The 14,352-nt window shown below is 68.9% G+C and carries 16 protein-coding genes; 11 read left to right on the top strand and 5 right to left on the bottom strand.

Going from position 1 to position 14,352, the window contains the following annotated elements; genetic code table 11:
• Positions 1-14 precede the first annotated feature (14 nt).
• The 5 genes from AN216_RS17760 (at position 15) to AN216_RS17740 (ending at position 5,595) form a co-directional block, all read left to right on the top strand.
• Positions 15-2,555: an FHA domain-containing protein gene (locus tag AN216_RS17760; protein WP_070197683.1), complete on the top strand. Its 2,541-nt coding sequence runs from the start codon at positions 15-17 to the stop codon at positions 2,553-2,555.
• A 307-nt stretch (positions 2,556-2,862) separates the two neighbouring features.
• Positions 2,863-4,002 (top strand): GAF domain-containing sensor histidine kinase, encoded by a 1,140-nt coding sequence (locus AN216_RS17755; protein ID WP_070197805.1) that lies wholly within the window; start codon positions 2,863-2,865, stop codon positions 4,000-4,002.
• Positions 3,995-4,639, top strand: coding sequence for a response regulator (locus tag AN216_RS17750; protein ID WP_070197682.1), 645 nt, complete (start codon positions 3,995-3,997; stop codon positions 4,637-4,639). Before AN216_RS17755 ends, AN216_RS17750 begins: the two co-directional genes overlap by 8 nt.
• Positions 4,640-4,761: 122 nt before the next feature.
• The gene (locus tag AN216_RS17745; protein WP_070197681.1) at positions 4,762-5,007 is read left to right on the top strand and encodes a chaplin; all 246 of its coding nucleotides are present in this window, start codon (positions 4,762-4,764) and stop codon (positions 5,005-5,007) included.
• A 327-nt stretch (positions 5,008-5,334) separates the two neighbouring features.
• A complete protein-coding gene (locus tag AN216_RS17740; protein ID WP_070197680.1) occupies positions 5,335-5,595 on the top strand; it encodes a chaplin in 261 nt (86 codons plus the stop codon).
• A gap of 151 nt (positions 5,596-5,746) precedes the next feature.
• On the opposite strand, the gene AN216_RS17735 is transcribed toward AN216_RS17740, so the two are convergent.
• Positions 5,747-6,580 carry a hypothetical protein gene (locus AN216_RS17735; RefSeq protein WP_070197679.1) on the bottom strand — a complete coding sequence of 278 codons (834 nt, stop codon included), beginning with the start codon at positions 6,578-6,580 and terminating at the stop codon, positions 5,747-5,749.
• A 108-nt stretch (positions 6,581-6,688) separates the two neighbouring features.
• Here AN216_RS17735 and AN216_RS17730 point away from each other — a divergent pair, with 108 nt between their 5' ends.
• The 4 genes from AN216_RS17730 (at position 6,689) to AN216_RS17715 (ending at position 9,895) form a co-directional block, all read left to right on the top strand.
• Positions 6,689-7,480 (top strand): ABC transporter ATP-binding protein, encoded by a 792-nt coding sequence (locus AN216_RS17730; protein ID WP_070197804.1) that lies wholly within the window; start codon positions 6,689-6,691, stop codon positions 7,478-7,480.
• A 21-nt stretch (positions 7,481-7,501) separates the two neighbouring features.
• A complete protein-coding gene (locus AN216_RS17725) occupies positions 7,502-7,924 on the top strand; it encodes an NfeD family protein (protein WP_070197678.1) in 423 nt (140 codons plus the stop codon).
• Between the two features lie 108 nt (positions 7,925-8,032).
• Positions 8,033-8,989: an SPFH domain-containing protein gene (locus AN216_RS17720; protein ID WP_070197677.1), complete on the top strand. Its 957-nt coding sequence runs from the start codon at positions 8,033-8,035 to the stop codon at positions 8,987-8,989.
• Positions 8,990-9,127: 138 nt separating this feature from the next.
• The gene (locus AN216_RS17715) at positions 9,128-9,895 is read left to right on the top strand and encodes a sulfite exporter TauE/SafE family protein (protein WP_070197676.1); all 768 of its coding nucleotides are present in this window, start codon (positions 9,128-9,130) and stop codon (positions 9,893-9,895) included.
• Between the two features lie 21 nt (positions 9,896-9,916).
• Here AN216_RS17715 and AN216_RS17710 read toward each other — a convergent pair whose 3' ends face one another.
• Both AN216_RS17710 and AN216_RS17705 read right to left on the bottom strand, forming a co-directional pair.
• A complete protein-coding gene (locus tag AN216_RS17710) occupies positions 9,917-10,435 on the bottom strand; it encodes an HNH endonuclease (protein ID WP_070197675.1) in 519 nt (172 codons plus the stop codon).
• Between the two features lie 466 nt (positions 10,436-10,901).
• Positions 10,902-11,441, bottom strand: coding sequence for a YbhB/YbcL family Raf kinase inhibitor-like protein (locus AN216_RS17705; RefSeq protein WP_070197674.1), 540 nt, complete (start codon positions 11,439-11,441; stop codon positions 10,902-10,904).
• A 379-nt stretch (positions 11,442-11,820) separates the two neighbouring features.
• Between AN216_RS17705 and AN216_RS17700 the strand changes: the two genes are divergently transcribed.
• Complete coding sequence (locus AN216_RS17700; protein ID WP_070197803.1) at positions 11,821-12,252, top strand: barstar family protein; 432 nt, start codon at positions 11,821-11,823, stop codon at positions 12,250-12,252.
• A 131-nt stretch (positions 12,253-12,383) separates the two neighbouring features.
• Here AN216_RS17700 and AN216_RS17695 read toward each other — a convergent pair whose 3' ends face one another.
• Positions 12,384-13,166: a sporulation protein gene (locus AN216_RS17695; RefSeq protein ID WP_070197673.1), complete on the bottom strand. Its 783-nt coding sequence runs from the start codon at positions 13,164-13,166 to the stop codon at positions 12,384-12,386.
• 107 nt (positions 13,167-13,273) lie between these two features.
• Here AN216_RS17695 and AN216_RS17690 point away from each other — a divergent pair, with 107 nt between their 5' ends.
• Complete coding sequence (locus tag AN216_RS17690) at positions 13,274-13,948, top strand: DNA-3-methyladenine glycosylase (protein ID WP_070197672.1); 675 nt, start codon at positions 13,274-13,276, stop codon at positions 13,946-13,948.
• 120 nt (positions 13,949-14,068) lie between these two features.
• On the opposite strand, the gene AN216_RS29740 is transcribed toward AN216_RS17690, so the two are convergent.
• The coding region (locus tag AN216_RS29740; protein WP_212732720.1) for a hypothetical protein at positions 14,069-14,352 on the bottom strand (284 nt) is incomplete at its 5' end.

The following is a 14,352-nucleotide window of genomic DNA, read 5'->3' as shown; positions in this document are numbered from 1 at the left end:
CGGGGGACAACTTTGTGGGGCATGGAGTGCCGGAACTCGTACTGGAATTGAACGGACAGACCTGGACGCTCGATCCGTCCAGGGCGTACAACCTCGGGCGTGATCCGCAGGGTGACGTAGTGATCGACGACGCCAGAGTCTCCTGGCGGCACGCCACCGTGCGATGGGGAGGCAGCGGCTGGCTCATCGAGGATCACGGCAGCACGAACGGCACCTACGTCCAGGGTCAGCGCATCCAGCAGCTGGAGATCGGCCCGGGCACGAACGTGCACTTGGGCAACGCCACGGACGGTCCGCGCCTGAGCCTCTCCGGCGGTGTGGCGGCGGCTCCGGCGCAGCATCAGGCCGCCACGCAGTACCACCAGCCGCAGGCGGCCCCGGCCCAGCAGGGCGGCCATTGGAGTCAGCAGCCACCGCAGCAGCAGATGCAGCCGCCGCCGGGCTGGCAGCAGCAGCCGCAACACCATGTGCCGCAGCAGCACGTGCCGCAGCAGACACCTCAGCAGCACCAGCACCCCGCGCAGGGCGGAGGTGACCGCAGCCCGACGACTTTCCACCAGTTCTCGCTCGGTCGCGTCATGCGGATCGGTCGTGCGCTGGAGAACGAGCTGGTGGTCTCAGACCTTCAGGTCTCCCGGAACCACGCTGAGTTCCGTGCCTCGCCCGACGGTCGCTTCGAGATCCACGACCTCGGCAGCCACAACGGCACGTATGTCAACGGACAGCCGCTGCCCAAGGCCGGCTCCGCCGTCATCACGCCGCAGGACACGGTCAGCGTCGGCCACTCGACGTTCCGCCTGGTGGGGGACCGACTCGAGGAGTTCGTCGACACCGGTGAGGTGTCGTTCTCGGCTCGCCACCTCACGGTCAAGGTGGACAACGACAAGGTGATCCTCAACAACGTCACCTTCGGCCTGCCGGAGAAGTCCCTGGTGGCCGTGATCGGCCCGTCCGGTTCCGGCAAGTCCACGCTGCTGCGCGCGCTGACCGGCTACCGGCCGGCCGACGTCGGTGAGGTCCTCTACGACAACCGGAACCTCTACCAGCACTTCGCCGAGCTGCGTCAGCGCATCGGGCTGGTCCCGCAGGACGACATCCTGCACAAGGAGCTCACCGTGCGCACCGCCCTGCGGTACGCCGCCCGCCTCCGCTTCCCGGGCGACGTCGCGGACAGCGAGCGCAATGCCCGTATCGAAGAGGTCCTCGCCGAGCTGAAGCTCGACATCCACGCGGACAAGAAGATCACCTCCCTTTCCGGCGGTCAGCGCAAGCGTGTCTCGGTAGCCCTGGAGCTGTTGACCAAGCCCTCGTTGATCTTCCTGGACGAGCCGACCTCCGGCCTCGACCCCGGCATGGACCGGGACGTCATGCAGCTGCTCCGTGGCTTGGCGGACGACGGCCGTACGGTCCTGGTGGTCACGCACTCCGTCGCCGAGCTGGCGCTGTGTGACAAGCTGCTGGTCATGGCTCCCGGCGGTGGCGTGTCGTACTTCGGCCCGCCGCAGGAGGCCCTCAACTTCTTCGGCTACGACACCTGGGCCGACGTCTTCTCAGCCTTCGAGAACTACCGCGACTACGACTGGATGGGTCGCTGGCACGGCTCCCAGCACTACCAGATGTACGCCGCGGACATCGACGCGGTCGAGCCGCAGAGCCGGCAGGCCATGCCGCAGGTGCCGCGGCAGATGCAGAAGCCGCAGAGCTGGGGCTCACAGTTCTGGACCCTGGTGCGCAGATACCTCTCGGTGATCGCCTCCGACCGGGGCTTCATGCTGCTGTCGGTGCTGCTCCCGATGGTTCTTGGGTTCGTCAGCACGCTTATGCCCTCCGAGTACGGCTTCGAGCAGAACCCCCTCCACGAAAAGAACCCGAAGGCGTTCAACTCGCAGGCTGGCCCCATCCTGATGATCATCGCGGTGGGCATGAGCTTCTCGGCGGCGGCCAACGCCGTGCGTGAGCTGATCAAGGAGCGGGTCATCTACGAACGTGAGCGGGCCACCGGCCTCTCACGTTCCGCCTACCTCATGTCCAAGGTGCTTGTCCTCACCCTGATCACCATCCTGCAGGGCCTGATTATCTGCGGCATCGGCTTCTCGACGCGTGAGATGCCCAAACAGGGCCTGTTCATGCCGCCCGCCATGGAGATGGGCGTCGCCATCGTTGCGCTGGGCTTCACCTCCATGGCCTTCGGGCTGGTCATCTCGTCACTGGTGAAGACAGCGGAGAAGACCATGCCGTTGTTGGTGATGTTCGCGATCGTGCAGGTCGTCTTCACCGGCACGCTGTTCCAACTGTTCGGTTCTCCCGGACTCACCCAGGCGGCCTGGCTCATGCCCGCTCGCTGGGCGGTGGGCGCGGCAGGGGCTTCCATCGACTTGGGGCACCTGATGCCGCCCTGGGACGAGAAGAAGCCGAATGATCTTGATCCCCTCTGGGAGCACAGCGCTGGCATCTATCTCTTGGACATGAGCATGCTGATCCTCATTGGCCTGATCTGCCTGTTCATCGTTATCAAGCTGCTGCGCCGGCACGAGCCGGAGGTCATGCGCAAGTAGCCGTGCGCGGCCCGCGTCAGCGAGCACGTGGTCACTCCGCTACCTGCCCGCGCGGCCAGTGCCGGTAGGAGGCCGCCAGGAACGCGCGTGGCAGGTCGGCGGGCGGACCCCCCATCGGGGTCCGCCCGCCGAGGCACGTGTGGCGGGCGTGCCGGGTTTGCCGTCCGGGTCACTCTCCGCCGCTGGGCGGCTCGTCACCCCCGGACTCCGGGAGGTCGTACACCCGTGGTCCTACGTCCCCCGCCCCGGCCGCTCCACTGCCGCCGGACGATCCGCCGGTTCCGCCGCCGCCGATACGGTGAGCGGCATGGTCCACCGCACCGGCCTGGCCGCCGTCAGCGCCGCCCTGCTCGCCATGAACCGGCATCTCCAGGTCCGCGACGTCCTCCAGACCATCGTCGCCTCCGCGCGGGAACTGCTCGGCGCGGAGTACGCCGCGCTGGGAGTGCCGGACGACCACGGCGGTTTCGCGCAGTTCGTCGTGGACGGGGTGAGCGACGAGGAGTGGCGGAGGATCGGGCCACTGCCACGGCAGCACGGAATCCTCGCCGCGATGCTGCACGAGGGCTCCCCGCAGCGGCTCGCCGACGTCCGCGACGATCCCAGGTTCGGCGGGTGGCCGGCGTCCCATCCGGAACTCGTCGATTTCCTGGGCATGCCGATCGCCGACGACAACGACGTCCTGGGAGCCCTCTTCCTGGCCAACAAGCGGTGTGCCAAACCGTCCGGCGAATGCGGATTCACCGGGCAGGACGAGGAGTTGCTGCGGGTGCTCGCCCAGCACGCCGCCATCGCCCTGACCAACGCCCGGCTGTACGAACGCAGCCGGGAGCTGACCATCGCCGACGAGCGTGCCCGTATCGCACACGAACTGCACGACGCCGTGGCGCAGAAGCTCTTCTCCCTACGTCTCACCGCACAGGCCGCTGCCACGCTGATCGACCGGGACCCGGCGCGGGCCAAGAGCGAGCTGCACGAGGTCTCCCGACTCGCCACCGAGGCGGTGGACGAACTGCGCGCCGCCGTCGTGGAACTGCGCCCCGCCGCCCTCGAGGAGGACGGCCTGGTCGCCGCCCTGCGTTCACAGACGCAGGTGCTGAACCGGGCGCACTCCGCCCAGGTCACCTTCGATTGCACGGGCGTACGGGCGCTGCCCACCGCACAGGAGGAGGCTCTGCTGCGGGTGGCTCAGGAGGCGCTGCACAACGCCCTGCGGCACGCGAGTGCGGAACGGGTCGAGGTGGAGCTGACCCGGCATGGCGCCGGGGCGATGCTGAGGGTGACCGACGACGGTACCGGCTTCGACCCGCGCGCGGTCCGTCGGGCCGGACGCCACCTGGGGCTGGTGTCCATGCGCGACCGGGCCAGCGGGGTCGGGGGACGGCTGAGGGTGCTCTCACAACCCGGAGAGGGCACCGTGATCGAGGTGGAGGTGCCCGGTGGCTGAGTCGGAGCCGATCAGGGTTCTGCTGGTGGACGACCACCAGGTGGTGCGCCGTGGGCTGCGGACCTTTCTGGAGATCCAGGCGGACATCGCCGTGGTGGGGGAGGCCGCGAACGGCGCGGAGGCCGTCCGGTGTGCCGAGGAGTTGGCGCCCGAGGTCATCCTGATGGACGTGAAGATGCCCGGAGTGGACGGCATCGAGGCGCTCCAGGAACTCCGCTCCCGGGGCAACCGCGCCCGGGTGTTGGTGGTCACCAGTTTCACCGAGCAGCGCACCGTCGTGCCGGCCCTGCGGGCCGGTGCCGCCGGCTACGTCTACAAGGACGTCGATCCGGAGGCGCTGGCAGACGCCATCCGCTCCGTGCACGCCGGACACGTACTGCTTCAGCCGGAGGTCGCCGACGCGCTGCTCGCGGACGACGAGGGTCCCGGCGGTGGCCGTGGAGCGGTGCTGACCGACCGGGAACGCGAGGTCCTCGGGCTGCTCGCGGACGGACGGTCGAACCGGGAGATCGCCCGCTCCCTGGTGCTGTCGGAGAAGACGGTGAAGACTCATGTCTCGAACATCCTGATGAAGCTCGACCTGGCGGACCGCACGCAGGCCGCGCTGTGGGCCGTACGCCACGGTGTGACGGGTTGACCCCTGACGGATTTTCATTCTGTCGGGTGGTGTGGGCTTCGTGCTCGTGTCCCCTCCGCTCCCGCCGCGTTCTCCAGGGCGCCGCGGTGATCGCCGCGGGTTATGCGTAGGAGGGTCCAGAAGTGAAGAACATGAAGAAGCTCGTCGCCGTCACCATCGCCGCGGGCGGCCTGATCGTCAGCGGTGCCGGCGTGGCTTCCGCCGCCGACGACGCGAGCGCCAAGGGCATGGCTGCCGGCTCGCCGGGCATCGTCTCGGGCAACGTGATCCAGGTGCCGGTGGACGTGGACGCCAACGTCTGCGGCAACTCCATCAGCGTCATCGGTCTGCTGAACCCGGCGTTCGGGAACGTCTGCGCCAACCGCTGACCTTCTTCGGTCGGCAGCACGGATCGGCCTCCCGCCAGGACACGGCTCCCGGCGGGAGGCCGAGCCGTGTCCTGGCGGGCCGCTTACTGCGCCAAACGGGCCAATCTCCGGGCCACACCCGTGCCGTCCGGGGCGGTGAGCCGTTGCTCAGGACGTGGCTTCGACNGGACACGGCTCCCGGCGGGAGGGGGAGCCGTGTCCTGGCGGGCCGCTTACTGCGCCAAACGGGCCAATCTCCGGGCCACACCCGTGCCGTCCGGGGCGGTGAGCCGTTGCTCAGGACGTGGCTTCGACGCTGGAGCCGCGGAACACAGGAGGAGCTACCTGATGAAGACCGCGAAGAAGACCGCCCTGGTGCTCGCCGCGGCGGGGGTCGCCGTCGGCGCGTCGGCCGGCTCGGCGCTGGCGGGCGACGGAGAGGGCATGGACGGCGCGAGCGCCAAGGGGAAGGCCGCCGGCTCGCCGGGCATCGTCTCGGGCAACGTGATCCAGGCGCCGGTGAACCTGGACGCCAACGTCTGCGGGAACACCGTCAACGTCATCGGTCTGCTGAACCCGGCCAACGGGAACGTCTGCGCCAACCGCTGACCTCCGGGCACCCGCACAGTGGCCCCGCGGAGCATCCCTCCGTGGGGCCCGGCCAAGCCGCGGTCGACCGGTACTCCTCGGTCTACCAGGGTTCGCGGGCGGCACATCTCGCCCCCTCGTGCATCGCCCCGAGGGTCCCTCCGGGACCGGCTCAGGCCCGGCCGCGCTCCGACACCTCCGCGTACGCGTTGTAGGCCGCGACCTGTGCCCGGCGCGCGGTGCGCTCCACCGGGCGCAGCGCCGCCGCTCGCACGGCGATCTCCGACCCGCTCACCGCGGCTCCGTGCTCCCGGCCGCCGTCCGTCTCGCCGTGCGCGATGGAGACCAGCGCGTGCACCCGCTGCGCCAGTTCCAACACCCGTACGGCCCGCGGCGGGTAACCGGGGGCCAGCAGCCGCCGCCCCGCCTCCACGCGTCCGCGGTAGGCGTCCAGCGCCGCCTGAGCCACCGGGCCCGAGCCCGCCACGTCCAGCCGGGTCAGCGTGTCGGTGGCCTCACGCATGGCCTCCGCCAGCTCACGCTCGGCCTCACCCAGCGAGGGCACGTCCGCGGGTGGCGCGTCCCGGACCGGCATGCAGTGCCACAGCACCTCGAGACTCGTGTCCGCGGGGTGACTTCGCTCACCGGCGGGGCCCGCCGCGCGTACCTCCGGCACGAAACCGTGGGCCGTACCGGACACCAGCACCGCCTCACCAGCGTCCAGCGCCAGCGAGTTGAACTCCGGGGGCCCGCTCAGCCCCAAAGGATGCCCCGGCACGGGGAGGGCGATCCGGAGTGCCCGGGCGCCGAGCGTACGCAGCCGTCCCAGTGCCAGGGTCAGTCCCACGGGACGGTCGTCCGGGGCGGCGCCGTCCGGCAGTCCGGACACCCGGTGCGGGGTGTCGTCACCGACGATCCACTCCACGGCTTCGTCTGGCGAGGCCTCTCCGGCAAAAAGGGCATTTCCCCATGCGGTCATCCGTCCCGAACGTGGTTCCTCCAGCATGACTCCCAGCCTAGGGAACGCTCAGAGCGACGGGTGGCGTAAGTTTTCCCCTGGGGAGTGTGCCGTGAGGTACAGGCAACAGCGACTTGCATGGGAGACGACGCGCTCATGAGCGATGTACTGGAGCTGGTGGACGTATCGGTGGTCCGTGAGGGCCGTGCTCTGGTGGAAGACGTCTCCTGGTCGGTGAAGGAGGGCGAGCGATGGGTCATCCTCGGGCCGAACGGCGCTGGTAAGACCACCCTGCTGAACATCGCCTCCAGTTACCTCTACCCGACCACGGGACACGCCACCATCCTCGGAGAGCGGATGGGCGCCGTCGACGTCTTCGAACTGCGCCCCCGTATCGGGATGGCCGGCCTCGCACTGGCCGAGAAGCTGCCGCGGAACCAGACCGTGCTGGAGACGGTGCTCACCGCGGCGTACGGCATGACGGCGCACTGGCGGGAGAGTTACGAGGCGGTGGACGAGGAGCGCGCGCTCGCGTTCCTCGACCGGCTCGGGATGAACGACTACCTGAACCGGAAGTTCGGCACCCTCTCCGAGGGCGAGCGCAAGCGCACCCTGATCGCCCGCGCGATGATGGCCGACCCCGAGTTGCTGCTGCTGGACGAGCCGGCCGCGGGCCTCGACCTGGGCGGGCGCGAGGACCTCGTACGCCGCCTGGGGAGACTGGCCCGCGACCCGTACGCCCCCTCGATGGTGATGGTCACGCACCACGTCGAGGAGATCCCGCCGGGCTTCACCCACGTGCTGATGATCCGCCAGGGGAGGGTGCTCGCCGCGGGCCCGATGGAGACCGAACTGACCGCGCGCAACCTGTCGTTGTGCTTCGGACTTCCGCTGGTGGTGGAGCAGACCGGCTCCCGCTGGTCGGCACAGGGGCTGCCGTTGAGCTGACACCCCGTCTACCATGGACGTGTGGACGCATGGGTGTGGTGGCTGGTGGCCGCCGTAGGACTCGGAATCCCCCTCGTGCTCACCGCCATGCCGGAGTTCGGCATGTTCGCGGTCGGCGCGGTCGCATCGGCGATCACCGCGGGAGTGGGTGGCGACATCGTCGCCCAGGTCCTGGTCTTCGCGATCGTCTCCACGGCGCTGACCCTGGCCGTACGCCCGCTCGCCAAGCGGGCCGCCGGCCAACAGCCCGGACTGCGCAGCGGAGTCGACGCGCTGCAGGGCAAACAGGCCGTCGTGCTGGAGCGGGTGGACGGACAGGGCGGGCGGATCAAGCTCGCGGGCGAGGTCTGGTCAGCACGCGCACTGGACACCAACGCCGCCTATGAGCCAGGGAGTCGGGTCGACGTGGCCGAGATCGACGGAGCGACCGCCGTCGTGATGTGATGGCCGTGCAGTGCGGATGGGTAAGCACCGCGCAACCGAGGGTTCCCGAACCATACGCGGACGGGCAAGCCCACAGCGAATCTCTAGCCACGGGCAGGGGGACGGGTCATGGACGCCATCATCATCGTTCTGGTGATCCTGGTGGTGTTGGTCTTCATCGCGCTCATCAAGACGATCCAAGTCATCCCGCAGGCGAACGCCGCCATCGTGGAGCGTTTCGGGCGGTACACCCGCACGCTCAACGCGGGTCTCAACATCGTCGTGCCGTTCATCGACACCGTGCGGAACAAGGTGGACCTGCGGGAACAGGTCGTGCCGTTTCCACCGCAGCCGGTGATCACCCAGGACAACCTGGTCGTCAACATCGACACCGTGATCTACTACCAGGTAACCGACGCCCGGGCGGCGACCTACGAGGTGGCCAGTTACATTCAGGCGATCGAGCAGCTGACCGTCACCACGCTGCGCAACATCATCGGCGGTATGGACCTGGAGCGCACCCTCACCTCCCGGGAGGAGATCAACGCCGCGCTGCGTGGCGTGCTCGACGAGGCGACCGGCAAGTGGGGCATCCGGGTCAACCGGGTTGAACTCAAGGCGATCGAACCACCGACCTCCATCCAGGACTCGATGGAGAAGCAGATGCGCGCCGACCGGGACAAGCGGGCGGAGATCCTGCGTGCCGAGGGCGTACGCCAGTCGGCCATCCTGACCGCGGAGGGCGAGAAGCAGTCGGCCATCCTCAAGGCCGAGGGCGAGTCCAAGTCCGCCGCTCTGCGGGCGGAGGGCGAGGCGCAGGCGATCCGTACCGTCTTCGAGTCCATCCACGCCGGCGACCCGGACCAGAAGCTCCTGTCGTACCAGTACCTCCAGATGCTCCCGAAGATCGCCGAGGGTGACGCGAACAAGCTGTGGATCGTGCCCAGCGAGATCGGCGACGCCCTCAAGGGTCTCGGCGGCGCCCTCGACGGCTTCAAGCCCGGTGGGGGCAGCAGCGCGGGCAGCGACAGCGCCGCGGGCGGCCGACTGGCCAAGCCGCCGGCCCAGCAGCCGCCGACGGACTGAGCGGCACGCTCCGTACGTCCCGGGCACTCGTACGCCCGTCCGCGGGCGTCCCGGTGACGGGCCACCCGGCCGGTGAGCCACGGACGCTCTCAGGCATGATGCCTCGCACTGGGCAGAACATCATCCGAGGGGCGTGACGTGAGCATCTGGGAAGCGCTGGCCGTCAGCATCGCGGGCGTTGGCGCGGGCACCATCAACACCATCGTCGGTTCCGGGACGCTCATCACCTTCCCGGTGCTGCTGGCGGTAGGGCTTCCACCGGTCACCGCGAACGTCTCCAACGCGCTCGGACTCGTCCCGGGTTCGATCAGCGGAGCGATCGGCTACCGGCGGGAACTGCGTGGTCAACGGGACCGGATACTACGGCTGGCCGGCGGCGCGTTCCTCGGAGGACTCGCCGGGGCGGTGCTGCTGCTGGTGCTGCCCTCGAGCGCCTTCGCGCTCATCGTGCCGGCGCTGATCGCCGTCGCTCTCGTGTTGGTGGTCGCACAACCCAGGCTGTCCCGGGCGGTACAGTCCCGCCGGGCGCGCAACGGCACCGAAGCTCCCGCGCACGGCGGGCCCCTACTGCCTGTCGGGATGACCCTCGCCAGCGTCTACGGCGGCTACTTCGGCGCCGCTCAAGGCATCATCTACATGGCACTCATGGGCCTGATGCTCGACGAGGACCTGCAACGCCTCAATGCCGTGAAGAACGTCCTGAGCGCCATCGTCAACGGCACCGCGGCCGTGTTCTTCGTCTTCGTAGCGGAACTCGACTGGACGGTCGTGGTGCTGATCGCGATCGGCAGCACGGTCGGTGGCCAGTTCGGCGCCCGTATCGGGCGGAAGCTGCCACCGACCGTGCTGCGGAGCATCATCGTTCTGGTCGGGATGGCGGCGATCGCTCAACTCCTGCTCGGCTGAGCGGACTTCCCGGCCGTTCGCTCAGGCCGCCGGCGCGGCACCAGGCACCCGCAGCCACTCCGGCAGCGCCGTGCTCTCGCCCAGTCCCAGCGCCAGCAGCAGCGCGTCACCCGGCGTCGGCTCGAAGGGGCGGGCGAGCAGCCGCATCCCCGCCTGGGTGGGCGTACGGTCAGCCTTGCGGTGGTTGTCCGTCGCACACGCCGCGACCGTGTTGAGCCACGAGTCGGCGCCTCCCTGAGAGCGGGGGACGAGGTGGTCCACCGTGCTCGCTCGACGTCCGCAGTACGCGCACCGGTGCCTGTCCCGTACGAGGACCCCGCGCCGTGACCACGGCGCCCGTGGTCGGAAGGGCACCCGTACGTATCTGCACAGCCTGATCACCTGTGGCACCGGGAGGTCGACGCTCTCCGCGCGGACCCGCAGACCGGTGTGCGCGTGCTCCACGACCGCCTTGTCCTGCATGATCAGTACCACCGCGCGCCGCAGGGACACTGTCGACAGCGGCTCGAAGCTCGCGTTGAGGACCAACGTCTCGCGCATGCCCCCACCTCCCGGTCCCATCCCCGCCCCGTCGGCGGGCTGGCACCACTGTGCCGGCGCCCGGGATGGCGGACAACGCAATTTCCCCGGAGACGGGACGGCGCGCGACGGGCGCACGGCATGGGGCATGGACGTGCGCCGGCGTGTGGCGGGAAGGTGCTCGCGGGGGCGGGCGTGTGGGGATACGGAAGTCCGTGGGGGCCGCCCGGTCGCACGACGGGCAGCCGGCGCGGTCGCCCGACGTACGTCGGACTCCGGCGGACGCGGCGCTGACACGAGCGCCACTGCGGTCCCCGCGGTCGCGGTGCCGACTGCCCAAGGACACAGTGCGGGAAGGCGCGGGGTGAGCGCAACGGATTTTCCCCGCGCTGTTCCCCCGCGCTGTTTCCCACGCGCCTTCCCGCCGTACGCACGTCGCCGTACCCCAGTCGCGCGAGCATGGGGTACGGCGACGTGAGCCTGTTGGTCAGCCCTCGGCTGGGATCTCGTACTCACCGATGAGCTGGGCACGCGCGAGGGCCTTGAACCGGAGGTTGAAGCCCACCACCGCGGGTGTCGCCTCGGCATCCGGGCCCAGCGTGTCCGTGCCCACGGCGTACACGGTGAAGACATAGCGGTGCGGTCCGTCCCCGGGCGGCGGGGCCGCGCCGGCGAAGTCCCGAGTGCCGTAGTCGTTCCGTACGTGCACGGCCTTCTCCGGGAGGCCCCGCATGCCGCCCGTACCAGCGCCGGTGGGCAGCTCGGTCACGTCGGCGGGGATGTCGAAGACGGACCAGTGCCAGAAACCGCTGCCGGTCGGTGCGTCGGGATCGAAACAGGTGATCGCGAAGCTCCGGGTCTCGGCGGGGAATCCCTCCCACCTGAGATGCGGAGAGGTGTTGCCCTCCGCGTGCAGCTGTGCCTCCGCCAGCGTGCCGCCCTCCGTCAGATCATCGCTCACGACGGTGAACTCGGGCACCGCCGGATGAAAGTCGTGCGGGAGCGGGCGTCGCTTCTGATCGGTCACCGCGGAAACCTCCTTGTTGTACGAATCGCTGCGTCGGCCAGCCTAACCAGCCTGACGGGACCGGGCTGACAGCATGGCTGAGTGCCTCGGAAGACCTCGCCTCGCCCCCCGCACGGGCCCTCCGCTCCACGCCGCCTCGGCCGCGGCCTGTGCGGTGACGTGCGTACGACCGGCTCTCCTTCGGGTGCCTACCAGACCTGGAGGCTTCAGACCCGCGATCGGAGATACGACGACCGTTTCGCGGGTAGCGGGCCATGCGGAAGCAGCCGGCGCCCGTCTCGCCGGGCCGCGGTGACCGTACCTCCGGGCGTCCGCCACCCGGCCGGCGGAACCGGACGTTATCCCCTGACCACGAGATGACTGTGAAGCGGTGGTGCAATTGACCAGTCCCGCGCAACTCCCCGATCTGCCGGACGACGGCCTGAGCGGCCTCTTCGAGGGCACGGTGCCGCCCGGGGTGTATCGGGTGCCCTCCATCGGACCGGAGGCACTGCTCCAGGCCCAGGCGGAGAACTGGCAGGCCGCGGTCGTGGATCTGGGCGGGGTGACGGACAAGGCCGGTTTCCTTGAGGCCTGTGTGCTCGGACTGGAGCTGCCGGACTGGTTCGGGCGCAACTGGGACGCACTGGCCGACTGCCTCACCGACCTGTCGTGGCTCGGCGAGCCTGCCGGTTACCTGGTCCTGACCAGTGGTTGGTCGGACTTCGAGCGGTTCTCGCCCCGGGACGCACACAGCGCCGCCGAGATCTTCTCCGCGGCCGTGGGGTACTGGGCGGTGCGGGACTCGCCGCTGGCGGTGCTGCTCGGCTGACGGCATGCCACGGCACGGCGCGGTGTTGAAGGCGATGCGGCTACGGGGCCTGGCACGGGGACGCGGGGCGGGTCCGGGAACGACTGATCCCCGGACCCGGGCCTACCCCCAAGCTCGTGCGCCCGTGCGTCTCAGAACCAGTTGCGTTTGCCGCCGACCTCCGACAACCACTGGTTGAGGTAGGCGGTCCAGTCTGTTTCCTGGTAGCTGTCCAGACCCATGCGGAACGAGCGGTACGAGTCGCTGCCCTCGGTGAACAGTCCGGGCTTCTTGTCCATCTCCAGCACGACGTCCATCTCCCGGTGGTCCGCCACGAAGCTGAGCTCGACCATGTTCAGTCCCCGGTACTGCTCGGGGGCGTAGAACTCGATCTCCTGGTAGAAGGGCAACCGCTGTCGGGTGCCGCGGATGTGGCCCTTCTCCAGATCAGCACTCTTGAAGCGGAAGCCCAGCGCGCCGAACGAGTCGAGCAGAGCCTGCTGCGCGGGCAGCGGGTGGACGTTGACAGGGTCGAGATCCCCGGAGTCGACGGCCCGAGCGATGGCGAGCTCGGTCACGACGCCCACGCTCATGCCGGTCAGCTGATGCCCCATGAAGCAGGTGACCGGCGCTTCCCAGGGGATCTCCAACCCGAACGGCACCGTGTGCACCGCGCCGGGCTGCACGTCCAGAGCCCCACCCAACTGCTGCTGGTTGAACTTGATGTTCTCCTTGAACTCGCTGTCCTGCGTCTCCACCTCGACCTGGGCTTGCAGCCCCACGGACAGGCTCTCGATCTGCTGAGCGACGGAGCCGCCCTGGATACGTACCTCCCCCTGCACGACGCCGCCCGGCACCACGTTCGGATCGGTCAACACCGTCTCGACCGAGGCACCTCCGGCGCCCACACTGGCCAGCAGCTTCTTGAAGCCCATGCTCTTCCTCTCCAGAACGGCCTGTAATCCTTGGTTGTGACTCCCTGCCCCAGAACATACGCGTCAGCGCTGCTGGCGGTTCCCTCTCCCCGTTAGACTTCGAGGACATGATCGTTGACCAGGACACCACCCAAGGTGACGATGTCGGCCGCGAACCACTCTCCCGTTCCTTCTTCGACCGACCCGTTCTCGAAGTCGCCCCCGACCTCCTCGGCAGGACGCTCGTCCGCAACACCGTGGAGGGATCCCTCGAGCTGAGACTGACGGAGGTGGAGGCGTACGCGGGTGAGGTCGACCCCGGCTCACACGCCTTCCGGGGTCGTACCCGACGCAACGCCTCGATGTTCGGTCCGCCGGGTCACGCGTACGTTTACTTCATCTACGGGATGTGGTGGAACCTCAACCTGGTCTGCGGGCCGGAGGACCACGCGAGCGGGGTGCTGCTCCGTGGCGCGGAGGTGGTGCGGGGCACCGAACGGGCGTGGGCACGACGCCCGAAAGCCCGAAAGGAGTCGGAACTCGCCCAAGGACCCGCCCGGTTGGCCACCGCGCTGGCGATCGACCGGGAGCTGGACGGAGCGGATGTCTGCGGGGAGGAGCAGGCGGCTGACCTGCGCATTCTCACGGGCCGACCGGTGCGCTCGCATACCGTGCGAACCGGACCGCGTACGGGCGTGGGCGGAGCCGGGGCAGCCTACCCGTGGCGGTACTGGTTGGACGGCGAGCCCACCGTCAGCCCGTACCGACCACACAAGCCGAGGAGGCGCAGGGCAGCGACTTGACGAACGTCTCCTGGACGCCTAACGTTGGACGAGTCGCTTGGCGCGCTGTGGGCTTACTAAGCCATAGCAACGCAGGGTCGAGAGACCGCGTTGAACACGCAGCCGGGCGATATGGCACTATCAACGATCCCCATCCAACGCACTGAGGCTCTCAGGCGCGCCCAAGCGCGCCTTCTGAACCACGATTTTGCGTTGAATCAAAGACGGGATAGTGTCGAAGCGAAACGCCGAAAAAACATCCGGAGGATTCCTGAGAGGGAGTCTGATGTGAGTGTTCGTTCCTTGAGAACTCAACAGTGTGCCAAAAGTCAACGCCAGATATGTTGATACCCCGGTTTCTCTCCGCGTGTTGTGGAGGGGGATTTGGGTTCCTTTGATACACATTTTCGCGAGGATGTTGGGGT

Origin of the sequence: Streptomyces oceani (genome assembly GCF_001751245.1) — a bacterium.
Classification (GTDB): Bacteria; Actinomycetota; Actinomycetes; order Streptomycetales; family Streptomycetaceae; genus Streptomyces; species Streptomyces oceani.
This window is presented reverse-complemented; position numbering and strand designations above follow the sequence as displayed.

Bases quoted from the DNA above. Each gene is read 5' to 3' on its own strand.
- AN216_RS17755 (WP_070197805.1), top strand. From the start codon at position 2,863: ATGGTCCACCGCACCGGCCTGGCCGCCGTCAGCGCCGCCCTGCTCGCC.
- AN216_RS17740 (WP_070197680.1), top strand. From the start codon at position 5,335: ATGAAGACCGCGAAGAAGACCGCCCTGGTGCTCGCCGCGGCGGGGGTC.
- AN216_RS17735 (WP_070197679.1), bottom strand. From the start codon at position 6,580: ATGCTGGAGGAACCACGTTCGGGACGGATGACCGCATGGGGAAATGCC.
- AN216_RS17730 (WP_070197804.1), top strand. From the start codon at position 6,689: ATGAGCGATGTACTGGAGCTGGTGGACGTATCGGTGGTCCGTGAGGGC.
- AN216_RS17720 (WP_070197677.1), top strand. From the start codon at position 8,033: ATGGACGCCATCATCATCGTTCTGGTGATCCTGGTGGTGTTGGTCTTC.
- AN216_RS17710 (WP_070197675.1), bottom strand. From the start codon at position 10,435: ATGCGCGAGACGTTGGTCCTCAACGCGAGCTTCGAGCCGCTGTCGACA.
- AN216_RS17695 (WP_070197673.1), bottom strand. From the start codon at position 13,166: ATGGGCTTCAAGAAGCTGCTGGCCAGTGTGGGCGCCGGAGGTGCCTCG.
- AN216_RS17690 (WP_070197672.1), top strand. From the start codon at position 13,274: ATGATCGTTGACCAGGACACCACCCAAGGTGACGATGTCGGCCGCGAA.